The 20,293-nt window shown below is 71.0% G+C and carries 15 protein-coding genes; 12 read left to right on the plus strand and 3 right to left on the minus strand.

The genetic code is table 11. The features are described 5' to 3' along the window. Window positions 1-66: 66 nt before the first annotated feature. A complete protein-coding gene (locus ACGFK0_RS29100; RefSeq protein ID WP_392910458.1) occupies window positions 67-2,547 on the minus strand; it encodes a SpoIIE family protein phosphatase in 2,481 nt (826 codons plus the stop codon). A gap of 255 nt (window positions 2,548-2,802) precedes the next feature. On the opposite strand from ACGFK0_RS29100, the gene ACGFK0_RS29105 reads away from it, so the two are divergent. The 7 genes from ACGFK0_RS29105 to ACGFK0_RS29135 all read left to right on the plus strand — a co-directional run bounded on the left by ACGFK0_RS29105 (window position 2,803) and on the right by ACGFK0_RS29135 (window position 11,867). After that, window positions 2,803-5,958 carry a M14 family zinc carboxypeptidase gene (locus tag ACGFK0_RS29105; RefSeq protein WP_392910460.1) on the plus strand — a complete coding sequence of 1,052 codons (3,156 nt, stop codon included), beginning with the start codon at window positions 2,803-2,805 and terminating at the stop codon, window positions 5,956-5,958. Between the two features lie 476 nt (window positions 5,959-6,434). Further along, complete coding sequence (locus ACGFK0_RS29110) at window positions 6,435-6,965, plus strand: sigma-70 family RNA polymerase sigma factor (protein ID WP_392910694.1); 531 nt, start codon at window positions 6,435-6,437, stop codon at window positions 6,963-6,965. A gap of 127 nt (window positions 6,966-7,092) precedes the next feature. Next, window positions 7,093-7,467 carry an SSI family serine proteinase inhibitor gene (locus ACGFK0_RS29115; protein ID WP_392910463.1) on the plus strand — a complete coding sequence of 125 codons (375 nt, stop codon included), beginning with the start codon at window positions 7,093-7,095 and terminating at the stop codon, window positions 7,465-7,467. 145 nt (window positions 7,468-7,612) lie between these two features. Continuing rightward, on the plus strand, window positions 7,613-8,035 hold the full coding sequence (locus tag ACGFK0_RS29120) for a CBS domain-containing protein (RefSeq protein ID WP_392910465.1): 423 nt from the start codon (window positions 7,613-7,615) through the stop codon (window positions 8,033-8,035). A 221-nt stretch (window positions 8,036-8,256) separates the two neighbouring features. Beyond that, entirely contained in the window at window positions 8,257-9,084 is an 828-nt protein-coding gene (locus tag ACGFK0_RS29125) for an ANTAR domain-containing response regulator (protein ID WP_392910467.1), read from the plus strand. 148 nt (window positions 9,085-9,232) lie between these two features. Then, a complete protein-coding gene (locus ACGFK0_RS29130; RefSeq protein ID WP_392910469.1) occupies window positions 9,233-11,302 on the plus strand; it encodes a SpoIIE family protein phosphatase in 2,070 nt (689 codons plus the stop codon). A gap of 55 nt (window positions 11,303-11,357) precedes the next feature. Then, window positions 11,358-11,867, plus strand: a complete 510-nt coding sequence (locus ACGFK0_RS29135) for a DUF6328 family protein (RefSeq protein ID WP_392910471.1) — start codon at window positions 11,358-11,360, stop codon at window positions 11,865-11,867. 15 nt (window positions 11,868-11,882) lie between these two features. Here the strand turns inward: ACGFK0_RS29135 and proS are convergent, their stop codons facing one another. Next, on the minus strand, window positions 11,883-13,331 hold the full coding sequence (gene proS, locus ACGFK0_RS29140; protein ID WP_392910473.1) for a proline--tRNA ligase: 1,449 nt from the start codon (window positions 13,329-13,331) through the stop codon (window positions 11,883-11,885). A 57-nt stretch (window positions 13,332-13,388) separates the two neighbouring features. Between proS and ACGFK0_RS29145 the strand changes: the two genes are divergently transcribed. Both ACGFK0_RS29145 and ACGFK0_RS29150 read left to right on the plus strand, forming a co-directional pair. Beyond that, window positions 13,389-15,083 (plus strand): proline--tRNA ligase, encoded by a 1,695-nt coding sequence (locus ACGFK0_RS29145; RefSeq protein WP_392910476.1) that lies wholly within the window; start codon window positions 13,389-13,391, stop codon window positions 15,081-15,083. Between the two features lie 43 nt (window positions 15,084-15,126). After that, on the plus strand, window positions 15,127-16,770 hold the full coding sequence (locus ACGFK0_RS29150) for an ABC-F family ATP-binding cassette domain-containing protein (protein WP_392910478.1): 1,644 nt from the start codon (window positions 15,127-15,129) through the stop codon (window positions 16,768-16,770). Window positions 16,771-16,783: 13 nt separating this feature from the next. Here ACGFK0_RS29150 and ACGFK0_RS29155 read toward each other — a convergent pair whose 3' ends face one another. Next, window positions 16,784-17,563: a rhomboid family intramembrane serine protease gene (locus ACGFK0_RS29155; RefSeq protein ID WP_392910480.1), complete on the minus strand. Its 780-nt coding sequence runs from the start codon at window positions 17,561-17,563 to the stop codon at window positions 16,784-16,786. Between the two features lie 324 nt (window positions 17,564-17,887). Between ACGFK0_RS29155 and ACGFK0_RS29160 the strand changes: the two genes are divergently transcribed. From ACGFK0_RS29160 to ACGFK0_RS29170, 3 genes are all read left to right on the plus strand, one after another. Next, window positions 17,888-18,073 (plus strand): hypothetical protein, encoded by a 186-nt coding sequence (locus tag ACGFK0_RS29160; protein ID WP_392910482.1) that lies wholly within the window; start codon window positions 17,888-17,890, stop codon window positions 18,071-18,073. An 89-nt stretch (window positions 18,074-18,162) separates the two neighbouring features. Next, window positions 18,163-19,131 carry an NAD-dependent epimerase/dehydratase family protein gene (locus ACGFK0_RS29165; RefSeq protein WP_392910484.1) on the plus strand — a complete coding sequence of 323 codons (969 nt, stop codon included), beginning with the start codon at window positions 18,163-18,165 and terminating at the stop codon, window positions 19,129-19,131. Further along, window positions 19,128-20,285 (plus strand): glycosyltransferase family 4 protein, encoded by a 1,158-nt coding sequence (locus ACGFK0_RS29170; protein WP_392910486.1) that lies wholly within the window; start codon window positions 19,128-19,130, stop codon window positions 20,283-20,285. Before ACGFK0_RS29165 ends, ACGFK0_RS29170 begins: the two co-directional genes overlap by 4 nt. Window positions 20,286-20,293: the final 8 nt, after the last annotated feature.

Genomic DNA, 20,293 nt, shown 5'->3' on the forward strand with positions numbered 1-20,293 from the left:
TAAACCATCCATTGAAACGGGACATTTACCTCACAGGGCCGCGATGCGGGCCCACGACCTCGGACATCAGCGCGGCAGCGGATGTTCGAACCAGACGACCTTCCCCCGTTCGGTGCGGTGCGTGCCCCAGCGCGCGGCGAGGTGGCTGACGAGCTGGAGTCCGCGGCCCGACTCGTCGGTGGCGTCGGTGTTGCGGAGGCGGGGAAGGTCGGCGCCGTCGTCGTGGACCTCGCAGAGCAGGCTTCCGCCCTTGATCACGCGGAGGCCGATGGTTCCGGCGCCGTGCACGAGTGCGTTGGTGACGAGTTCGCTGACGAGCAGTTCGACGGTGTCGGTGAGCGGTTCGAGGCGCCAGTCGGCGAGCCGGCCGGCGACCTGCGTCCGGATCCACGGGATGGTGCTGGGCCGCGGTTCCAGTCGTTCCCAGATGGAGACGTCGTCCTTGGGGATCCCGTCGAACCCGACCGCCACGATGGCGATGTCGTCGGCGGGGGTGGGTGCGGCGAGGGTGTCGAGCAGGGTGTCGCAGGTGCCGTCGAGGTCGGCCGTCGCCCCGGTGAGGCGGCCGCGCAGTTCCTCCAGCCCCTGTTCGAGGTCGCGGTCGCGGCGCTCCAGGAGGCCGTCGGTGCACAGGATGAGCTGCGCCCCGTCCTCGACCTGCACCTCGACGGCCTCGAACGGCACGCCGCCGACGCCGATCGGCACACCGGACGGGACGGTCAGGACGCGGCTTTCGCCGTAGGCCGACACCAGGACGGGCGGGACGTGCCCGGCGTTGGCGAGGGTGCATCTGCGCTCGACGGGGTCGTACACCGCGTACAGGCAGGTGGCGAGGTAGTCCTCGCCGAGCCGGCGGGCGAGGCCGTCGAGCTGGCGCAGGAGCCGAGCGGGCCGCATGTCCTCGGCGGCGAGGGTGCGGACGGCGGTGCGCATCTGCCCCATGATCGCCGCTGAGGTGAGGCCGTGGCCCATGACGTCGCCGACGACGATGCCGAGCCGGCAGCCGGGCAGCGGGATGGCGTCGAACCAGTCGCCGCCGACGTTGACGGCCTGCTCGGCGGGCCGGTAGCGGTAGCGGACGCGCGCGCCGGCGACGTCCGGCGGATCGTCGGGCAGCATGCTGTGCTGCAGTTCCTCGGCGACCTGCACCTCGCGGCGGTACAGCCGGCCGTTGTCGATGCACAGCGCGGCGCGGCGGGCCAGTTCGCCGACCATGGCGAGGTCGAGTTCGCCGAATCCGGGCCGGTCCGGTTTGCGAAGCAGCTTGAACGTCCCGAGCACCCGGCCCCGCGCGATCAGCGGGACGATCAGCAGCGCCCGGCCGGTGAACAGCGGCCGCAGGTCGCGGTCGCCGAACGAGGCGGCGATCTCGGCGGCCCGCCGGGTGTCGACGCGGGGGATGTGGACGGGACGTCCGGTCCGCATGGCCTGGACGAACGGCGAAGCGGACGACAGCAGCAGCGCCTCCCCCTCGGGGACGAGGTCGTCCCAGCGTCCGCACTCGTCGTTGTGGACGACCGCGACGCGGCGCACCTGCGTGGTCTCGTCGATCTCGTCGAGGGGCGGCGCGGAGTCGGCGACGACGCGTTCGAGCAGTTCGACCGCGGCGAAGTCGGCGAGCCGAGGGACCAGCACCTCGGCGAGTTTCCGCGCGGCCTGCAGATGGTCGAGAGAGCTGCCGATCTGCTGGCCGGCCTCGCCGAGGTAGGTCAGCGGCTCCCGGACGGCCATGGTCTCCCACTCTTCTTCGGCGCCCGGTCCGGTATCGGGGGGCGGGTGGGGCGCAGCCGGGGGCGATGCGTGGGGCGGGCGCATCCGGTCGGCCTCCCCGTGCGGGCGGATCTCCTCAGGCGGGAGGGGACCGGGCCCCGGCGGCGGAGCGGGCACGGGACGGGGCGGCGGGACGGGCGGCGCATCCGCGTGCGGGACGATCGGCAGCCGGACGGTCAGCCCGAGCGAGACCGCCGGGCAGCCGAGGCCGAGCACCCGCAAGGTGATCCGTTCGGCCGCGGCCGGTTCCATCGCGGGCAGCAGGCCGGGAAGCAGGTCCGCCAGCCGGGCGGCGAGCCGGGCGGAGGCGGGCCCGGCCGGGGAGGCCAGCGCGGGCTCGACCCGCAGCAGCCGCGCCCCGGCGGCGCGCCGGGCGGCGCCGTCGGGCGGCGCCACGGGCAGGTCGCCCATGGTGACGCCGGGGCCGTCCTCGCGGAGCCGGCGCAGGTCGGCGGCGAGCGCGAGGACGCGGACGTCCAGGCCGCCGGGGTCGGGTTCGATCGGGTAGACCCACCAGCCGACCTCGGCGGGCTCGCCGTCGTCGACGCGCGGCAGGGTGCAGGCGCCGCACCAGACGTGGCCGAAGATCTCCGGCTCGAAGGCGCCGCGGTGTTCGCGCGGGAGCCGCAGCAGCGCGGCGGGCGGGCGGCCCACGGCCTGGTGCCGTCCGGCACCGAACAGGCGGGCGGCGGCGTCGTCCCAGTGGCTGATGCGTCCGCGACCGTTCAGGGTGATGGCGGTCATCCGCGCCACACCCAGTAGCTCATCGACGACCATCTGGTCCCCTCCCCCGGAGCGAAGGACGCTCGACACTTTCGGCCACTCCCGGTAAAGGGGACGTTACCTGGCGTAAGAAGATCGTGTCGGTACTCTGCGGAATTCGGTTCGGCCGGAGGGCCCGAAGCACAGATGGAGACGGCCGCCAAGACGGTGACCGAATGCGGCATAGGACACTAATGCCCCATTGACACCCACCATCCCCCGGCAGACGATCACGCAACCCCCGTTCGTGTTCCCTGCCAGGGAGGCGCAATGCCGCGCACACATTTCCGGCATCGAAGACTCACCCCCATCCTCGCCGCCGCCGCGCTCCTGATCGGAACCCTGGTGGCGGCCCCCGCCCACGCCGCCCCCGGCCCCGCATCCCCCGGCGCGGCCGTGAACGTCTACACCGCCGAGCTGAACCCGGCCCAGGTCGAACTGCTGAACGGCTCCGGCCTCGACCACGAGGACGTCCGTATCACCAAGGGCGCGAAGAAGGGCACCGTCCGCGTCGAGGCCGTGATGAGCGCGCCCCAGGCCGCCTCGCTCAACAGGCAGGGCCTCGGCCTCACGGCGAAGGCCGGCGGCCAGGACGCCCGCGCGCGCACGAAGGCCGCCCCCGACGGCGTCTTCCGCCCCTACAGCGGCCCCGGGAACATCCGCGAGGAACTCCTCAAGGTCGCCTCCGACAATCCCTCCATCGCGACTGCGGTGGAGATCGGCAAGAGCGGCGAAGGCCGGCCGATCACCGCCGTCAAGGTCACCAAGGACGACGGCAACGAGAGGGGACGGCACAAGCGCCACGAGAAGCCCGTCGTCGTCTACCAGGCGGCCCAGCACGCCCGCGAGTGGATCACCCCCGAGATGGTTCGCCGGCTGCTGCACCACTACGTCGACGGGTACGGCACGGACGCCGGCATCACCGGGATCGTCGACACGACCGAGCTGTGGTTCATCCCCGTCATCAACGTCGACGGCTATGACCTGACGTTCCAGGACGGGTTCCGCCTCTGGCGCAAGAACACCCGCGACAACAACGGCGACGGCCAGATCACCGGCATGGACGGCGTCGACCTGAACCGGAACTTCCCCTACAAGTGGGGCTACGACAACGAGGGGTCCTCGGACCAGCCCTCCAACCAGACCTACCGCGGCCCGTCGGCCGGGTCCGAGCCCGAGACCCGTGCCCAGATGGACCTCTACAAGAAGGTCCGCCCCACCTTCCTGATCAACTACCACTCGGCGGCGGAGCTGCTGCTGTACGGCGTCGGGTGGCAGGCCCTGACCGACAGCCCGGACGACGTGATCAATAAGGCGCTGCTGGGCGACATCGACAACCCGGCCGTCCCCGGCTACACGCCGCAGCTGGGCGCCCAGCTCTACACCACCAACGGCGACACCGACGGCTACGCCGACAACGTCGACCACGCCCTGTCGATCACGCCGGAGATGGCGACCTGCGAGTCGGCCGCCGAGTCCGACCCGGACGACGAGTGGGAGCCCGGCGACTGCGGCAGCGGCTTCGAGTTCCCGGACGACGAGACACTCATCCAGAAGGAGTTCGAGAAGAACATCCCGCTCGCCCTGTCGGTCGCCAAGTCGGCGGACGACCCGGACGAGCCCGTGTCCCCCGTCGGACGCACCGCCGCCGACTTCGAGACCGACGCGTTCGGCACGTCCTACGGCCACTCGCAGGAAGTGGCCTCGGTGATCCGCAGGTCACTGCGCCACAAGACGCTCAGCTACCGGATCAACGGCGGCCGCGTGCACCACGACCGGGTGCGCGAGTGGCGCGGCGGCGAGCGGTACGGCGACGAGAACGACACCTACTACGGCGAGTTCCGCGGCACGGTCGAACGGCAGCGGCCCGGCGACAAGGTCGAGGTGTGGTTCACCGGCGTGAAGGGCCGCGACCGTGTCGAGAGCGAACACTTCACCTACACCGTGCGCGACCAGAACAGGGCCGACGTCCTGGTCATCGCGGACGAGGACTACACCGGCGTCAACCCGTCCTACCCACCCGGGACGGACAAGCCCCGGTACGCCGAGCAGTACGCCGATCTGGTCAGGGCCGCCAAGCACAAGCCGCTCATCTGGGACATCGACAAGGACGGCGTCCCGCACGACCTCGGCGTCCTGAAGCACTTCAAGGCCGTCGTCTGGTACCTGGGCGACAACCGCCTCACCCAGGACGAGGCCGACGAGCCCCTGCGGACCGTCATCGGCGACTACCCGGACTCACAGGTGGCCGACCGGGCGAAGGACCTGCTCCTGAACGTCCGCTCGTACCTGAACGAGGGCGGCAAGCTCCTCCACACCGGTGAGACGACCGGATACAACGGACCGCTCGGCCAGGCGAACGGCGGCGGCATCTACTACGGCCTGAAGGGGCATCCGGAGAAGCCGTGCGTGATCACCACGAGCTTCCGTGACGACTGCGAACTTCTGTCGGACGACTTCTTCCAGTACTACCTGGGCGCGTACGACAGGCAGCGCATCGGGGCCCCGACGGAGTTCACCGGCACGAAGGGGCCGTTCGACGGCGTCACGGCCGGACTCCCCGGGACCGCGACGAACCCGCTGAACGAGACGGGCGGGTTCCAGGTCACCTCGACCGTCCTGCCGAAGGACGACTTCCCGCAGTTCGACAGCTGGAAGATCGGCGACTACGCGGGCGCCGCCGCGCCCACCGAACCCGTCGAGGGCGAGTGGTACGTCGCCGGACCCCACCAGGACTCCACCTGGCGGCGCCTGACCCGGACGATCGACCTGTCCGGCGTCACCGCCGCGCAGGCCCCGACCCTCCAGGCCCAGCTCGCCTACAGCACCGAAGCGGGCTTCGACAACGTCATCATCGAGGCGCACACCGCCGGCGGCGACGACTGGACCACGCTGCCCGAGAAGAACGGGCGGACGACCACGACCGTCCCGGCCCAGTGCGAGCAGGGCTACTACCTCGACATGCACCCGTTCCTCAACCACTACCTCACAGGAGGCAACCCCTGCGGCGACACCGGAACGTCCGGTGCATGGAACGCCCTCACGGGCAACTCCAACGGCTGGGTTCCCGCCGCGTTCGACCTGTCCGCCTACGCGGGCAAGCAGGTCGAGGTGTCCTTCTCCTACGTGAGCGACCCCTTCACCGGCGGAACCGGACTGTTCATCGACGACACCAGGCTCACCACGTCCTCCGGTGAGATCGACGCAGAAGGCTTCGAGACAGGCCTCGGCCCCTGGGCGATCCAGGGCGCACCGGAGGGAAGCCCCGGCAACAGCGAGGAGTTCCTCCGCACGCAGGCCCTGATCGACTCCGTCTCGTCGGTCGCGACCAGGGACACCATCCTGTTCGGCTTCGGGTTCGAGCAGGCGGACCCCGCGGACCGGCAGGCCCTGATGGCCAGGGCCCTGAGACACCTCACCCGCTGACCGTCCGTCCCATACCGTTCACCTGCGGCGTGCCGCCCTCATGGAACCTCCGATGAGGGCGCCGCGCCGCAGGTGAACGTCGTCCGGGAGGGTGTGACGGACGACACGCCGCCGCGCGCAACCATTTGGACCCTTCCAGGCGTCTTACATGACAGGAAGACCACCGATGGGTGGGAAGCGCCTGATCGAGCATGGCCCGCGACGTCTCGGAAGACGGGGTCGCCCTGGCATCGCCGACCCGCGCAAACCCCTCGGCCCACCCTCCATGCGCGGCCGAGACCCCTCCGAACCCGTCGGGAACGGTGGCACGTACCACTTGAACGGGGGGCGGTTCGTCCGCCCGGTCCGCGCGTGCCCCCGAACACGCGCCAGCAACCGGCCCTTTCCCGCCGGGCCACTACCTACGGGGAGCGACGATGACCGCTGTGACCACGCCTGTCCGCCGCAACGCGAGCCGCGCCGCGACCGCCGACAGCATGCGGCGCTACGAGCGCGACGTCCTGCCGCTCGCCGACCCGCTGTACGCCAGCGCCGTCCGCATGACCCGCAACTCCGCCGACGCCGAAGACCTCGTCCAGGAGACCCTGGCCAAGGCCTACGTGAACTTCCACCAGTTCCAGGAAGGCACGAACCTGAAGGCGTGGCTGCACCGCATCCTCACCAACAACTTCATCAACACCTACCGCAAGAAGCAGCGCGAGCCCCAGCGCGCCGGCTCCGAGGAGCTGGAGGAGTGGCAGATCGCGCGCGCCGAGGCGCACTCGTCCGGTTTCCGGTCCGCCGAGTCCGAGGCGCTGGACCGCATCCCCGACTCCGAGGTCGTCACCGCCCTGCGCGCCCTCCCGAAGGACTTCCGGGACGCCGTCTACCTCGCCGACGTCGAGGGCTACGCCTACAAGGAGATCGCGGAGATGATGGGCACGCCCATCGGCACGGTCATGTCCCGGCTGCACCGGGGCCGCAAGCAACTCCGTGAGGCCCTCTCCGACCACGTACTCGCCGCATAACCGTTCGCACTCGGTCCCGCAGTTGCCCCGTGACTGCGGGATCGGCCATTTTTCCGCACGATCAGTTACTTTGCGGATACTCTGAGCGATCGTCGATGCCCTTACGCCCTCGACCCTCGGAGTATCGATGCCGAACCTCGCCACCGGCGTCATCGCGGGTGCGGTGATCGCCCTCATGCCGGCGGTGCCGGCGGAGCCGGGGACCTCCCTCAGGCTCACCCTCACCCACCCGGACCGCGCCACGACCGGTGGCAGGGCCACCACGCTGCGTTGCGGACCGCCGGGAGGCGGGCACCCCGAGGCGGCGCGGGCCTGCTCGGAACTGGGCGAATCCGGCGGGGCGTTCACCCACGCGCCGGACGGGCGAATGTGCACCGCGGTCCACTCGCCGGTGATCGCCGAGGCGAAGGGGCGGTGGCACGGAAAGCCCGTACGCTTCCGGGCCGGGTTCGGCAACGACTGCGCCATGCGGTCGCGCACCGGAATGGTCTTCGCCTTCTGACGGCAAGTCCGGTTCACGGAAAGACCGGCTCACGGCAAGTCCGGGCAAGGTCCGATAGCGGAACCGTCCGCATAGGCGCGCCGACCGTGGGTAGGGCGCGCACACGGGCCACGCGAGCCGCCGGCGATTCGGAAGGATGTGCTCGATGCCACCAAGGGTCAGCGACGTGATGACGGCGGCTCCGCAGACGCTGCCGCTGGACGCGACGCTGTACGAAGCCGCCCGGATCATGCGGGACAGGGGAATCGGCGACGTTCTGGTCACCTACGCGGGACGGCTGTGCGGCGTGGTCACCGACCGGGACATCGTCGTCAGGGCGGTCGCCGAGAGCCGCGACACGTCGCTCACCCCTCTCGGTGACGTGTGCACGGCGGAGCTGACCACCGTGCACCCGGACGACGACACCGGGACCGCGGTCCGGCTGATGTGCGAACAGGCCGTCCGGCGCCTCCCCGTCGTGGACGCCGAGCACCGTCCGGTCGGCATCGTCTGCATCGGTGACCTGGCCGTCGCCAACGGCGAGGTCGGTCCACTCCCCGAGATCAGCAAGGCCCCGCCGAACAACTGACCCCGCCAGGCAACGCCCCTCCCCGGTCGAACGAGCCCTCCCACCTGAACCGCCCGTCCCATCGAACGCCCTTGCGAGCAGCCCATCCCTCCCACCACGAAGCAGCAGCGTCCTGGCACTTTCGAGCACTGGGGACTTCGATGAACCGCGGATACAACGGAAGGGGAGCGGGACAGGCGCCGCCGACGCCGGAACCCTCAGCGCAGGATAATCTCGGAGGGGTGAGGCCCACCGAAACGGTTCTGACGGACCAGCTCGCGATGGAGATCGCCCGGCTGGGCGTGGTCGGGGAGTCCTCCGACATCGGCACCCTGCACCGGGTGACGGAGCTGGCCTCGCGCGCCGTCCCCGGATGCGCGGGCGCGGCGAGCGTGCGCTGGGCGCTCCCCGATGCGTCCGGGAACGATCCGGGCACCGTCCCGGCCGTCTCACGCAGCGCCAGGCAGAACGTGCGTGCGCGCGGTACCCGGCCCGGTGCGCCGGTGCCCGAGGAGATCAGGCCCGAGCCGCTGGCGGCCGCGGCCAGCCATCCCGATCTCGCCGAGGTCATCGAGCGGCAGCTGTCCCGCGGGCACGGGCCGATCTTCGACGTGGTGCTGGGCCGCCGGGCGCTGGCGTCCGACGACATCCTCGCCGAGACCCGCTGGCCCGAGGCGATGGCCGACATGCTGCGCCGCGGGGTGCGCTGCTTCACCACGACCCCCCACCTGAACCAGCCCGTCCTCGTCACGCTCTCCCTGTACGGGGTGACGCCGAAGTCCCTCGGTTCCGGCCGGCACGTGCTCGCGTCCCTGCTCATGGCCCAGGGCAGCGCCGCGGTGACCAACACCCGGCAGTACGACGACGTGCACCGCACCGCCGTGCAGTTGCAGGAGGCGGTCGAGGCGCGCGCCGTCGTCGACCAGGCGAAGGGCATCCTCATGCACGCGCTGGGGTGCGACGCGGACAAGGCGTTCGCCGAGATGCGCCGTATCTCACAGACACGTCACGTGAAGCTCACCGCCCTCGCCCAACGTATCGTCGGTGAACAGGGGCTCCCTGAGGCATGAATCTAGGCGCGCGGGGGTGAGGCGCATAGGCTGCGCTCAGTCGAGCCCGGCAGGGCCGGCCGTTGCGCGGTGCGAAGACCGTGGTCCGGTCGGCCGTGCGAAAAGCCGACCTGGTTTCACCGCGTGATGCGGACGAGAGGGTGACCAGATGCACGATCAGCCCGACCAGCTCGAACCCGAGGCCGTGATGCGGGAGATCTCGGACCTCGAAGGGCGCATCGGTGAGCTGCGCCAGGCAGCCGGTGTGCCCGGGCCCGACCTGCGGGCCACGCTGGACGCGGCCCTGGTCGAGCTGGAGCTGGCGCTGACCGTGCTGCGGACGATGGGCACCGAGCACACCGGTGAGCAGGGCGGATCGGCCGCGGCCGAGAACGAGCGGCGGGTGCTTCGCACGGTCTTCCAGGACGCCCCGGTGCCGCTGTTCCTGTTGGACCGCAACACGAGCGTCCGGCGCGTCAACCGGCAGGCGGCGGCGCTGCTCGGCACGTCCGCCGGTTACGTGTCCGGCAAGCAGTTCACGGCGTTCTGCGACATGGCGGGCCGTGCGGCCGTGCGGTCGCAGCTGGCCGCGGCCGTCCGGACGGGTGGGCGCCGCCGTGTCCCGGTCCGTTTCCTCGGCCGCGACCGGCCGGTCGACGCCGTGGTGACGCTGGCCCGCGTGTGGATACGCGGCGAACCGGACCCGATGGTCGTGGTGGCCGCCGGTCCGACGAACACCCCCACCCATCACCAGGCCCCGCCCGTCCGGCAGGGGAAGGCGAAACGGGCGGCGTCCGCCCAGATCGCATCGGCCCAGGCGGTGCCCGCCCGGGCGGTGCCCGCTCCCGCCGCGAAGGCGGCCGCCCAGGACGGGCCCGCCCACCCGAAGACGGCTCCCGGCGCACCGCCGGACGATGAGGCCGTCGCCACGATCGTCCACCGGATGGACGTCCTCGCCACCGCCACTGAACTGCTGCTCGACGAACCGGTCTTCAACGAGACCGTGGCGGTCCGGCGGTGCGCCCGGCTGCTGGCCGCCGAACTCGCCGACTGGGCGTTCATCGACCTGACCGGCCCGAACGGCGGCGCGGGGGCGTCCTCACCGGCCGGGGCGCACGCGGCGGGCTCGGCGCCGCCGCTGCGCCGCCAGGTCGTGATGGGCCCGGAGGACGAGCATTCCGTCGAGGCCGCACGGATGCTGGAGGAGGTCGAGCCCGTCCAGGGCACCCTGCCCCACACCGTGTTCGTCACCCGGCAGAGCGCCCTGCGGCCCCACGTGGAGGACCTCGACATCCTCGGCGTGTGCCCGGACGGCCAGCCCGTCTGCGGCAAGATCGGCGCGACGTCGGTGCTGAGCGTCCCGATCGAGGACGGCGTCCACGCCATTGGAACGATCACGCTGACGGCGAGCGGCGAGTACGGCCCGTTCGATCTCATGGATCTCGGGGTCGTCCAGCGGCTCGGCCGCTACCTGGCCCTGGTGATCCGGGCGGCGCGGCTGTACCGGCGCCGCGCCGAGGTCGCCGAGACGCTGCAGGCCGGGCTGCTGCCGAAATCACTGCCGGCCATTCCGGGCATCAGCGTCGCCGCGAAGTATCTGACGGCGACGCACGGCTCGGAGGTGGGCGGCGACTTCTACGACGTGTTCCGCACCGAGAACGGCTGGGGGCTGATCCTCGGCGACGTGTGCGGCAAGGGCGAGGACGCGGCGGCCGTGACCGCGACGGCCCGGCACTGCGCGCGGCTGGCGGCGCGGTGGAAGGCGCACCCGGGCGACGTCCTCGGCGTCGTGAACGAGGCGCTGCTGGACGAGGACCGGTTCGTCACCGCCGTGATGGCCGGGCTGACCGTGGAGACGGAGCGGGTCATCGTCACCCTCGGCACCGCGGGCCACCCGCCCGCGGTCGTCGTCCGCGCCGACGGGGTGATCAGGTCGGCGTCGCGCGGCGGCGTCCCGCTCGGCCTGTTCGAGGACTTCGAGGCCGGGCTGGACACGGTCGAACTCACCGTCGGCGACACGCTGATCCTGTACTCCGACGGCGTCCTTGAGGCGTGCGACATGCTGCGGCAGGAGTTCGGGCAGGAGCGCATGCTGGAGTGCCTCGCCGGTCACGCGGGTGAATCTCCGGAGGAGATGCTGGCCGCGGTGGAACGGGCGCTGCTGGATTTCTGCGACAGCGACCTGCGCGACGACGTGTCGATGCTCGCGCTGCGGGTGGAACCGCCGTCCCTCGGGTAGGAACGGCCGGCCCGGTCGGTGGACTGATGGTCGTTCAGCCGGGTAAATGCGTTCCATGACCGTCGATCCCTCGAAAAAGCCACGCAACGAGACCGAACACGAACGTCTCGACCGGCAGCTGGTGGAGCTCCTCCAGGGGTTCCGTGTCGCGGTCACCGGCGTGCAGGTGCTCTTCGCGTTCCTGCTCACCGTCCCGTACTCCGCCAACTTCGACAAGGTCGACGGTGCGGGGATACCGCTGTTCTACATCGCGCTGTTCGGGGCGGCGATCGCCTCGATCTGTTTCACCGCGCCGGCCTTCCACCACCGGATCCTGTTCCGGCAGGGGCAGAAGCCGCTGCTGATCCGCCGCGCCAACTTCTTCGGGATCATCGGCGCGTTCGCCCTGATGGCGTCGATGACGGCGGCGACCACGCTGATCGTCGAGTCGCTCGCGGAGACACCGACCTGGACGATCCTCACGGCGGCGTCCCTGGCGGCGTTGTGCACCTACGTGTGGTTCATCCAGCCGTACATGACCCGGCTGAAGGTGAAACGCACCCCGTCGAATCCCGAGAGCACCTGACGCGAGCGCGGCCTCTCAGTAGGCGCGGCTGAAGATGACGCGCTTGCCGTAGGCGGACGGGCGGCCGCACTTCACGCAGTCGCCGGCCTCCTCCGGTGCGTCGGACGCGATGACCCGCGGTGTCGCGGCGGTCTCCGCCTTGATGTCGTCCTCGCAGGCGCCTTCGCCGCAGTGGAACGCGCGGGCCCATCCGGACGCGACCTGCGCGCCGAACGCGTCCCAGCCGTCCACGACGGCGGTGCGGTCCTCGCGGAACGCTTCGGCGCGGCCGAGCAGGAACGACTGGAAGTCGTCGAGGACCCCCGGCAGAACCTCGGCGAGCTTGTCCAGCGGGATCTGCTCCTTGCCCTGCCCCTCGACCGTAGGCAGTCGCCGCACAAGGGTGGCGACGCCCGCGTCGATGTCGCGCTTGCCCAGCTCGATGCGGACGGGGACGCCGCGCATCTCCCACTCGTTGAACTTGAAGCCCGGCGACAGCTGCGGACGGTTGTCGTCGACGTGGACGCGGATGCCCTTCGCCTTGATCGCCGCGCCCAGCCTGCGGGCCTCCGCCGCGGCCTGCTCGCCCTGCTCCTTGCGCCCGATCGGGACGATCACGACCTGGTACGGCGCGATGCGCGGCGGCAGCACGAGGCCCTTGTCGTCCCCGTGCGTCATGATCACGCCGCCGATCATGCGGGTGCTCATGCCCCAGGACGTGGTGTGCGCGAGGGTCAGCCTGCCCGCCTCGTCCTGGTACTGGATCTCGAACGCCTTGGCGAAGTTGGTGCCGAGGTAGTGCGACGTCCCGGCCTGCAGGGCCCGGCCGTCCCGCATCATGCCCTCGATGGTGTACGTGCGGACGGCGCCGGCGAACCGCTCACCGGGCGTCTTCTCCCCCGCGACGACGGGCATCGCCGCCAGGTCGCGCGCGAGGCTGGTGTAGGCGTCCAGGGCCCACATCGTCTCGCGCATCGCGTCGTCCTCGTCGGCGTGCGCGGTGTGGCCCTCCTGCCAGAGGAACTCGGTCGTCCGCAGGAACATCCGGGGCCGCATCTCCCAGCGGACGACGTTCGCCCACTGGTTCAGCAGCAGCGGCAGGTCGCGGTGCGAGTCGATCCACTTGGCCATGTACTCGCCGATGACCGTCTCGGACGTCGGCCGCACGACCAGCGGCTCCTCCAGGTCCTTGCCGCCCGCGTGCGTCACGACGGCCAGCTCGGGGGAGAAGCCCTCGACGTGCTCGGCCTCGCGCTTGAGATACGACTCCGGGATGAACATCGGGAAGCACGCGTTGTCGTGCCCCGCGTCCTTGATCCGCTGGTCCAGGTCGGCCTGGAGCAGCTCCCACATCCGGTAACCGTACGGGCGGATGACCATCGTGCCGCGCACCGGTCCGCGGTCGACGAGCTGGGCCTGCACGACCAGCTCGTTGTACCAGGCGGAGAAATCCTCGCTCTGCGGCGTCACACCTTCTCGACTCACGGCAATCAGGGTACTGACCGGCGGCGGCGGGCAGGAACGATTGGTTAGGCTCGCGGGATGCGCTGGTCCCAGATGTTCGTGCCCACTCTCCGCGAGGACCCCGCCGAGGCGGACGCGCCGAGCCACCGGCTGCTGCTCCGCGCCGGTCTCATCCGGCAGCTGACCGCGGGCCACTACTCGCTGCTGCCGCTGGCCGTCCGCGTCCGCGCGAAGATCATCCAGATCGTGCGGGAGGAGATGAACGCGATCGGCGCGCAGGAGATGCTGCTCCCGGCGCTGCACCCGGCCGAGCCGTGGCAGAAGTCGGGCCGCTGGGAGCTGATGGGCCAGGAGATGTTCCGGCTCCGCGACCGGCGCGGCGCCGACCTCGCCCTCGGCATGACGCACGAGGAGATCTTCGCGACCGTGGCGCGGGAGCTGAGCTCCTACAAGCAGCTGCCGCAGCAGTGGTACCAGTTCCAGACGAAGTTTAGGGACGAGCCGCGCCCCAAGGGCGGCCTCATGCGCACCCGCGAGTTCACCATGAAGGACGCCTACAGCTTCGACATCGACCGTCCCGGCCTGGACGCGTCGTTCGACGCCTACCACGGCGCCTACACGCGGATCTTCGAACGGCTGGACATTCCGGCGCTGCCGTGCGAGGCGTCCAGCGGGACGATGGGCGGCTCCGGCTCGACCGAGTTCATGTGCCCGTCCGACGTCGGCGAGGACCTCGTCGCCCACTGCCCGGCCTGCGGCTACGCGGCGAACATCGAGCGTGCGACCTCGGCGCTGCCCGCTGCTTCGGACGGCCCGGGGCTGGACGCACCGGAACGCTTCGACACACCCGGCGTCCGCACGATCGAAGATCTCTTGGCGTACGACGCGCCGGGCGGCCGGCAGATCAAGACACTCGTCTACATCCTGGACGGCACGCTCACGCTCGTGCTGCTGCGCGGCGATCACCCGCTCAACGAGCAGAAGCTCGTGGACGCGACCGGCGCGACCGAGATCCGCGCCGCCGAGCCGTCCGAGATCCTCGACGCTCTAGGGGCTCTGCCGGGCAGCCTGGGCGCGGTCGGCGTGGCGCTCCCGGTGATCGCGGACGAGGCACTGCGGGGCCGCCGCGACATGTTCACCGGCGCGAACACCGACGACGTCCACCTGCGCGGCGTCTCGGTCGAACGCGACATCGGCGTGGGCACCTGGGCCGACCTGCGCGAGGTCGCCGCCGGCGAACCCTGCGTCCGGTGCGGGTCGCCGCTGGAGATCGTCCGGGCCATCGAGGTGGGCCACATCTTCAAGCTCGGCGACCGCTACGCCCGCGCCCTCGGCGTCGAGGTCCTGGCCCCGGACGGCCGCCTCGTCCCGGTGGTCATGGGCAGCTACGGCATCGGCGTGGAGCGGGCGATGGCCGCGATCGTCGAGACCCACAACGACGAGCGCGGCATCGTCTGGCCGCTCTCCGTGGCGCCGTTCCAGCTCGCGGTCGTCCCGGCCCAGTCGGACGACGCCGAGGTGGCCAAGGCCGCCGAGGACGTCTACGCGGGTCTGGCCACCGCGGGCATCGAGGTGATCATCGACGACCGCTCCGAACGGGCGGGCGTGAAGTTCCGCGACGTGGAACTGACCGGCATCCCGTTCCGCGTGACGATCGGCCGGCGCAGCCTGGCCGAGGGCCTGGCGGAGGTCACCACGCGCGCCACCGGCGAGACGTCCAAGATCGCTCTGGCCGAGGTCGTCGCCCACGTCGAGTCGCTGCTCGCCCCGTAATTGGTTTGACGCGTCCAGCCGGCCTTCCCGAGACTCGGGCACCATGGGACACGTCGAGGTGGGCCACGTCGGCCATGTGCTGCCGGACGGCCGGATGCTGCTGGACGACGTCTCCTTCCGCGTCGGCGACGGCGTCACCGCCGCCCTGGTCGGCCCGAACGGCGCCGGTAAGACGACGCTGCTCCGCCTGATCGCCGGCGACCTGACGCCCCAGTCCGGAACCGTCGGGCACAGCGGCGGCATCGGCGTGATGCGCCAGTTCATCGGCAGCATGCGCGGCGACTCGTCCGTCCACGACCTGCTTCTCTCCCTCGCGCCGCCGCGCGTCCGGTCGGCCGCCGAGGCGGTGGAATCAGCCGAACTCGCGATGATGGAACGCGACGATGAGCCCACCCAGCTTCGCTACGCCACGGCCCTGGCAGGCTGGGGCGACGCGGGCGGCTACGAGATCGAGGTGCTCTGGGACGCCTGCTGCGTCGCCGCGCTGGGCATCTCGTACGACGGCTGCCGCTGGCGCGAAGTCCGCACCCTCTCGGGAGGCGAACAGAAGCGCCTGGCCCTCGAAGCCCTGCTCCGCGGCCCTGACGAGGTCCTCCTCCTGGACGAGCCCGACAACTACCTGGACGTCCCGGGCAAACGCTGGCTGGAAGAGAGACTGCGCGAAACACCCAAAACAATCCTCCTGGTCTCCCACGACCGCGAACTCCTCGACCGTTCCGCCGACCGGATCGTCACCGTCGAGGCGTCCCGCGTCTGGATCCACGGCGGGCGTTTCGCCACCTACGCCGCGGCCCGCCGCGACCGCAACGAGCGCCTCGAAGAACTGCGCCGCCGCTGGGACGAGGAGCACGCGAAACTGAAGGAGCTCGTCAACACTCTCCGCACCAAGGCCACCGTCAACGACGGTTTCGCGTCGCGCTACCGGGCGGCTCAGACGCGCCTGCGCAAGTTCGAGGAGGCGGGCCCGCCCGAGATCCCGCCCCGCGACCAGAACCTCAAGATGCGCCTGCACGGAGGCCGCACCGGCAAACGTGCGGTGATCTGCGAGAGCCTCGAGCTGACGGGCCTCATGAAGCCCTTCGACACCGAGATCTGGTACGGCGAACGCGTAGCGGTCCTGGGCTCCAACGGCTCCGGCAAATCCCACTTCCTACGCCTCCTGACCGCAATAGCCGAAGCACTCCCCCGAGGCGCCACACCGGTAGTACCCGTAGCCCACACCGGCCTGGCCCGCCTGGGCGCGCGCGTCGTCCCCGGCCTTTTCGCGCAAACGCACGCCCGCCCTGACCTGGCGGGCCGCACCCCGTGCGAGATCGTCATGACCGAACACGCCCGCCTGCGCAACGACGCCATGAGCGCCCTGACCCGCTACGAGTTGAACGTCTGCGCGGAACAACCCTTCGAAACCCTTTCAGGCGGCCAACAGGCCCGCCTGCAGATCCTGCTCCTAGAACTAGGCGGCGCCACACTCCTCCTCCTGGACGAGCCGACCGACAACCTGGACCTGGCCAGCGCCGAAGCCCTCCAAGAGGGCCTGGAGTCCTACGAGGGCACGGTCGTCTCCGTAACGCACGACCGCTGGTTCGCCCGCTCCTTCGACCGCCACCTGATCTTCGGCGCCGACGGCTCCGTCTACGAGTCCCCCGAGCCCGTCTGGAACGAGGCCCGGGTGGCCCGTCCCCGCTGAACCCGCAGCGGGGTCACAGGAGGGTGCCGCCGAGTTCCGAGGTCTTGATCACCACCAGGGCGGCCAGCAGGACGAGCATGGCCGCGGCGGCGCCCACCTGGACGAGAAGGCGTCGTTCTCTCGGTGCGTAGGCGAAGGCCAGAGCGATGGCGCCGCCCGCGAGCAGACCGCCCAGGTGGCCCTGCCACGCGGTGACCCCGGCCGAGACGACCAGCCAGATCATCGCGAACACGACGAGCCGGTTGGCCTCGTGCATGGGGTGGCCGAGCCGGCGCATGAAGATCCAGTAGGCCGCGGTGAGCCCGAAGACGCCCCCCGAGGCGCCGATCGCGTTCATGCCCGGGTCGATCAGGTAGCCGAGGACCGAGCCGCCCAGCGCGGCCAGCAGGTACAGGGCGAGGAAGCGCCACCGGCCGAGCATCTCCTCGGTCGGCCGGCCGAGCCGCCACAGCCACCACATGTTCAAGACGATGTGGAGGATCCCGAAACCGCCCTCCGTGGGCAGCAGGTGCACGAACGCGGAGGTGATCAACCGGTACCACTCGCCGTACGCGACGCCGACCGACTCGAACCCCGGGTACGTCCCGCCGTCGGCCGCGTACATCGCACCGTCCGAGCCGATGAGGCCCATGCCCAGGGACCCGAGCTTGTCGGCCAGGTCCGGCTTGGCCAGCTCACCCAGGTAGACCAGCACGTTCACGGCGATCAGGACGTAGGTCGCCCAGGGCGTCACCGAGACCTTGCCACCGAAGACCGTCCGGCCCTGGCGAACGGTCCTGTTGCCCTCGCGCACGCATTCGACGCACTGGTGACGACCTGGACGTGTTCTTCAAGACTCAGGCGCGCGCATTCTGGCGCATGTGGCGAGAGATCAAACGGGAAGGCAAGCACCTGGCCGCCCCGCCCGGCTTCTCAAGGTACGCGTAACTCGAAACCGAGTGCAGCGCAATGCGTTCCTTCGAGTCCTCGGCCGTGCCCGGTCTACTCCAGACGCCTGGCTGGTCATGGGAGAGTCGCGCCCGAACGACGAGTCTCTCAAGATGATCGAGAAGATCCAGGAGGGTCAAGCTCGCGCACGACGAGGACTGCCACCGGACGATCGCGGAATGGGTGGCCCGTGTTCGACCGGATGCACCTGGCCTTCTGCGCCTCGCGGATCGGTTCCGGGGCCGTCGCGGCCCGCCAGTTCCGGGCCATGGGCCCCTACTGCTCCGAGATGCCCTGGGGCGGTTTCGTCATCCTGCCCCGGTTCCGGACCCGCGTGCACCGCCGGCTCACCCTGGCTGCCCACCGGCGTCGCTGAGCAGCTCCCCGTGCCGGGTATGCCGTGTCCCGGTGGAACAGGGACAGGAGCCCTGTCCCTGTTCGGGCGGCGGCGGATAAAGTGCCCGCGTGCGGGTGGTCGTGACTGGGGCGGCGGGGTTCATCGGGAGCCATGTGGTCGACGCGCTTTCGGGCGCGGGGCACGAGGTTCTCGCTGTTGACACGCCCTCGCGGTCGCTGGCGCCCGAGGTGGCGTGGTGGACGTGGGCGGAGGTCGCGGCCCGGCCGGGGGTCGCCGCGGCCGAGGTCGATCTGGCGGTGGACGGGCTGGACGCCGTCGCGGCGGCGGACATCGTCGTCCATCTGGCGGGGCGGCCCGGCGTGCGGGACTCGTGGGGGCCGGGGCGGGCCGTCGCCGAGAGGGACAACGTGACGGCGACGCGGCGGCTGCTCGCGGCATGCGTGGAAAGGCCACCGGGGCGCAGGCCGAAGGTCGTGGTCGCGTCCAGTTCGTCGGTGTACGGGTCGGCGGGGCGGCGGCCGAACCGGGAGGACGACCCGCTGAACCCGGCGAGCCCGTACGCGGTCAGCAAGGTCGAGGTGGAGCGGCTCGCGGGCCTCGCGGCGGACGCCGGGCTGCGCACGGTGCTGCTGAGGTACTTCTCCGTGTACGGGCCTCGCCAACGGCCCGACATGGCGTTTCACCGGTTCGTGGAGGCGGCGCTGGACGGGCGTCCGCTGCCGGTGTTCGGGGACGGGCTCAGGTCGCGGAGCTTCACGCACGTCAGGGATGTCGTCACGGCGACGCTCGCGGCGGTGGCCGAGGAGTTGCCACCCGGTATCGCCATCAATGTCGGCCATCGTGAGCATGTGGCCGTGCGGGATGCGATCACGATGCTGACGGACGCCCTGGGCGTGCAGGCCGAGATTCAGCGGGAGACGCCCGTGGCCGGGGACGCCGCGCGGACGTGGGCCGACATCGGGCGCGCCCGCAAACTGCTGGGCTGGGCGCCCACGATCGGTCTCCGAGACGGGCTCCACGACCAGATCGCCTGGCATCGGGCGCTGCGGACGATGGAGGAGGTGCGGGTCGGGTGAGGCACAGGGCGGCCTATGTCGCGTTCGACCGGTTCCCGTCCAGCAAAGGGTCGGCGGTTCACATCGCCCAGATGGCCGACGAGCTGTTCGCGCACTGCGGCGGCGGGCTCCTCGGCGTGATCGGCGGCGGTGACCTGCCCCGGTACCAGCGGGAGGGGACGCGGGAGATCGTGCGGTTCGACGCGCAGATCCCGAATCTCATCGACCGGGCCGAGGCGTTCTCCGGATGGGTCGCCGACCATCTGGCGCCGCACTGGGACACGCTGGAGATCTGCCACGTCCGGGACCCGTGGAGCGCGCTTCCCGTCGTCGCCGACGGGCGGCGCCACAAGGTCGTGTACGAGGTCAACGGCCTGCCGTCCATCGAGATGAGCCACACGTGGCCGTGGGCGGCGCCGACCACGCTCGGCAAGATCCGCGAACTGGAGCGGTTCTGCCTGGAGCGCAGCGACGCGGTCGTGGTGCCGTCGCGGGTGATCGGCGGCGCCGTCCGGGAACGGGGCGTCCCCGAGGACAAGGTCCACCTCGTGCCGAACGGCGCCGACGTCACCGGCGGAACCGCACGGCCGGCCGACGCACCTGAGCGTTATGTCATCTACGTCGGCGCGATGCAGCCGTGGCAGGGCCTGGACGTGCTGATGCGCGCGTTCGCCCGGCTCGCCGACCTGCCCGCCCTCCGGCTCGTGATCTGCGCGTCCGTTCCGGAGCGGCGGGCGAAGCCGGTGCGGCGGCTGGCCGAGCGGCTCGGGATCGCCGAAAGGATCGACTGGCGGTTCACCCTGCCGCACCACGAGGTCGCCGCGTGGCTTGCGCACGCCGAGGTGTCGCTGGCGCCGCTGACCGGCTGCGCCCGCAACCTCGACCAGGGGTGTGCGCCGCTGAAGGTGATCGAGTCCATGGCGGCCGGTGTGCCGGTGGTGGCCTCGGATCTGCCGGCGGTGCGGGAGCTGATGGCGGACGGGGTGCACGGGCGGCTCGTCCCGGCCGACCGTCCAGCCGAGCTGGCCAGGGCCGTCCGGGTTCTGCTGGAGTACCCGCTGGAGGCCGCCGCGATGGGGCGCAGGGGCCGTGAGCACATCGAAGAGAGCCTGACCTGGGCGCGGTCGCGCGCTCGGCTGGCCGAGGTCTACCGCACTCTCACACAGGTTCGATAGGGGTACGT

This window comes from Spirillospora sp. NPDC048823 (assembly GCF_043198445.1).
Classification (GTDB): domain Bacteria; phylum Actinomycetota; class Actinomycetes; order Streptosporangiales; family Streptosporangiaceae; genus Spirillospora.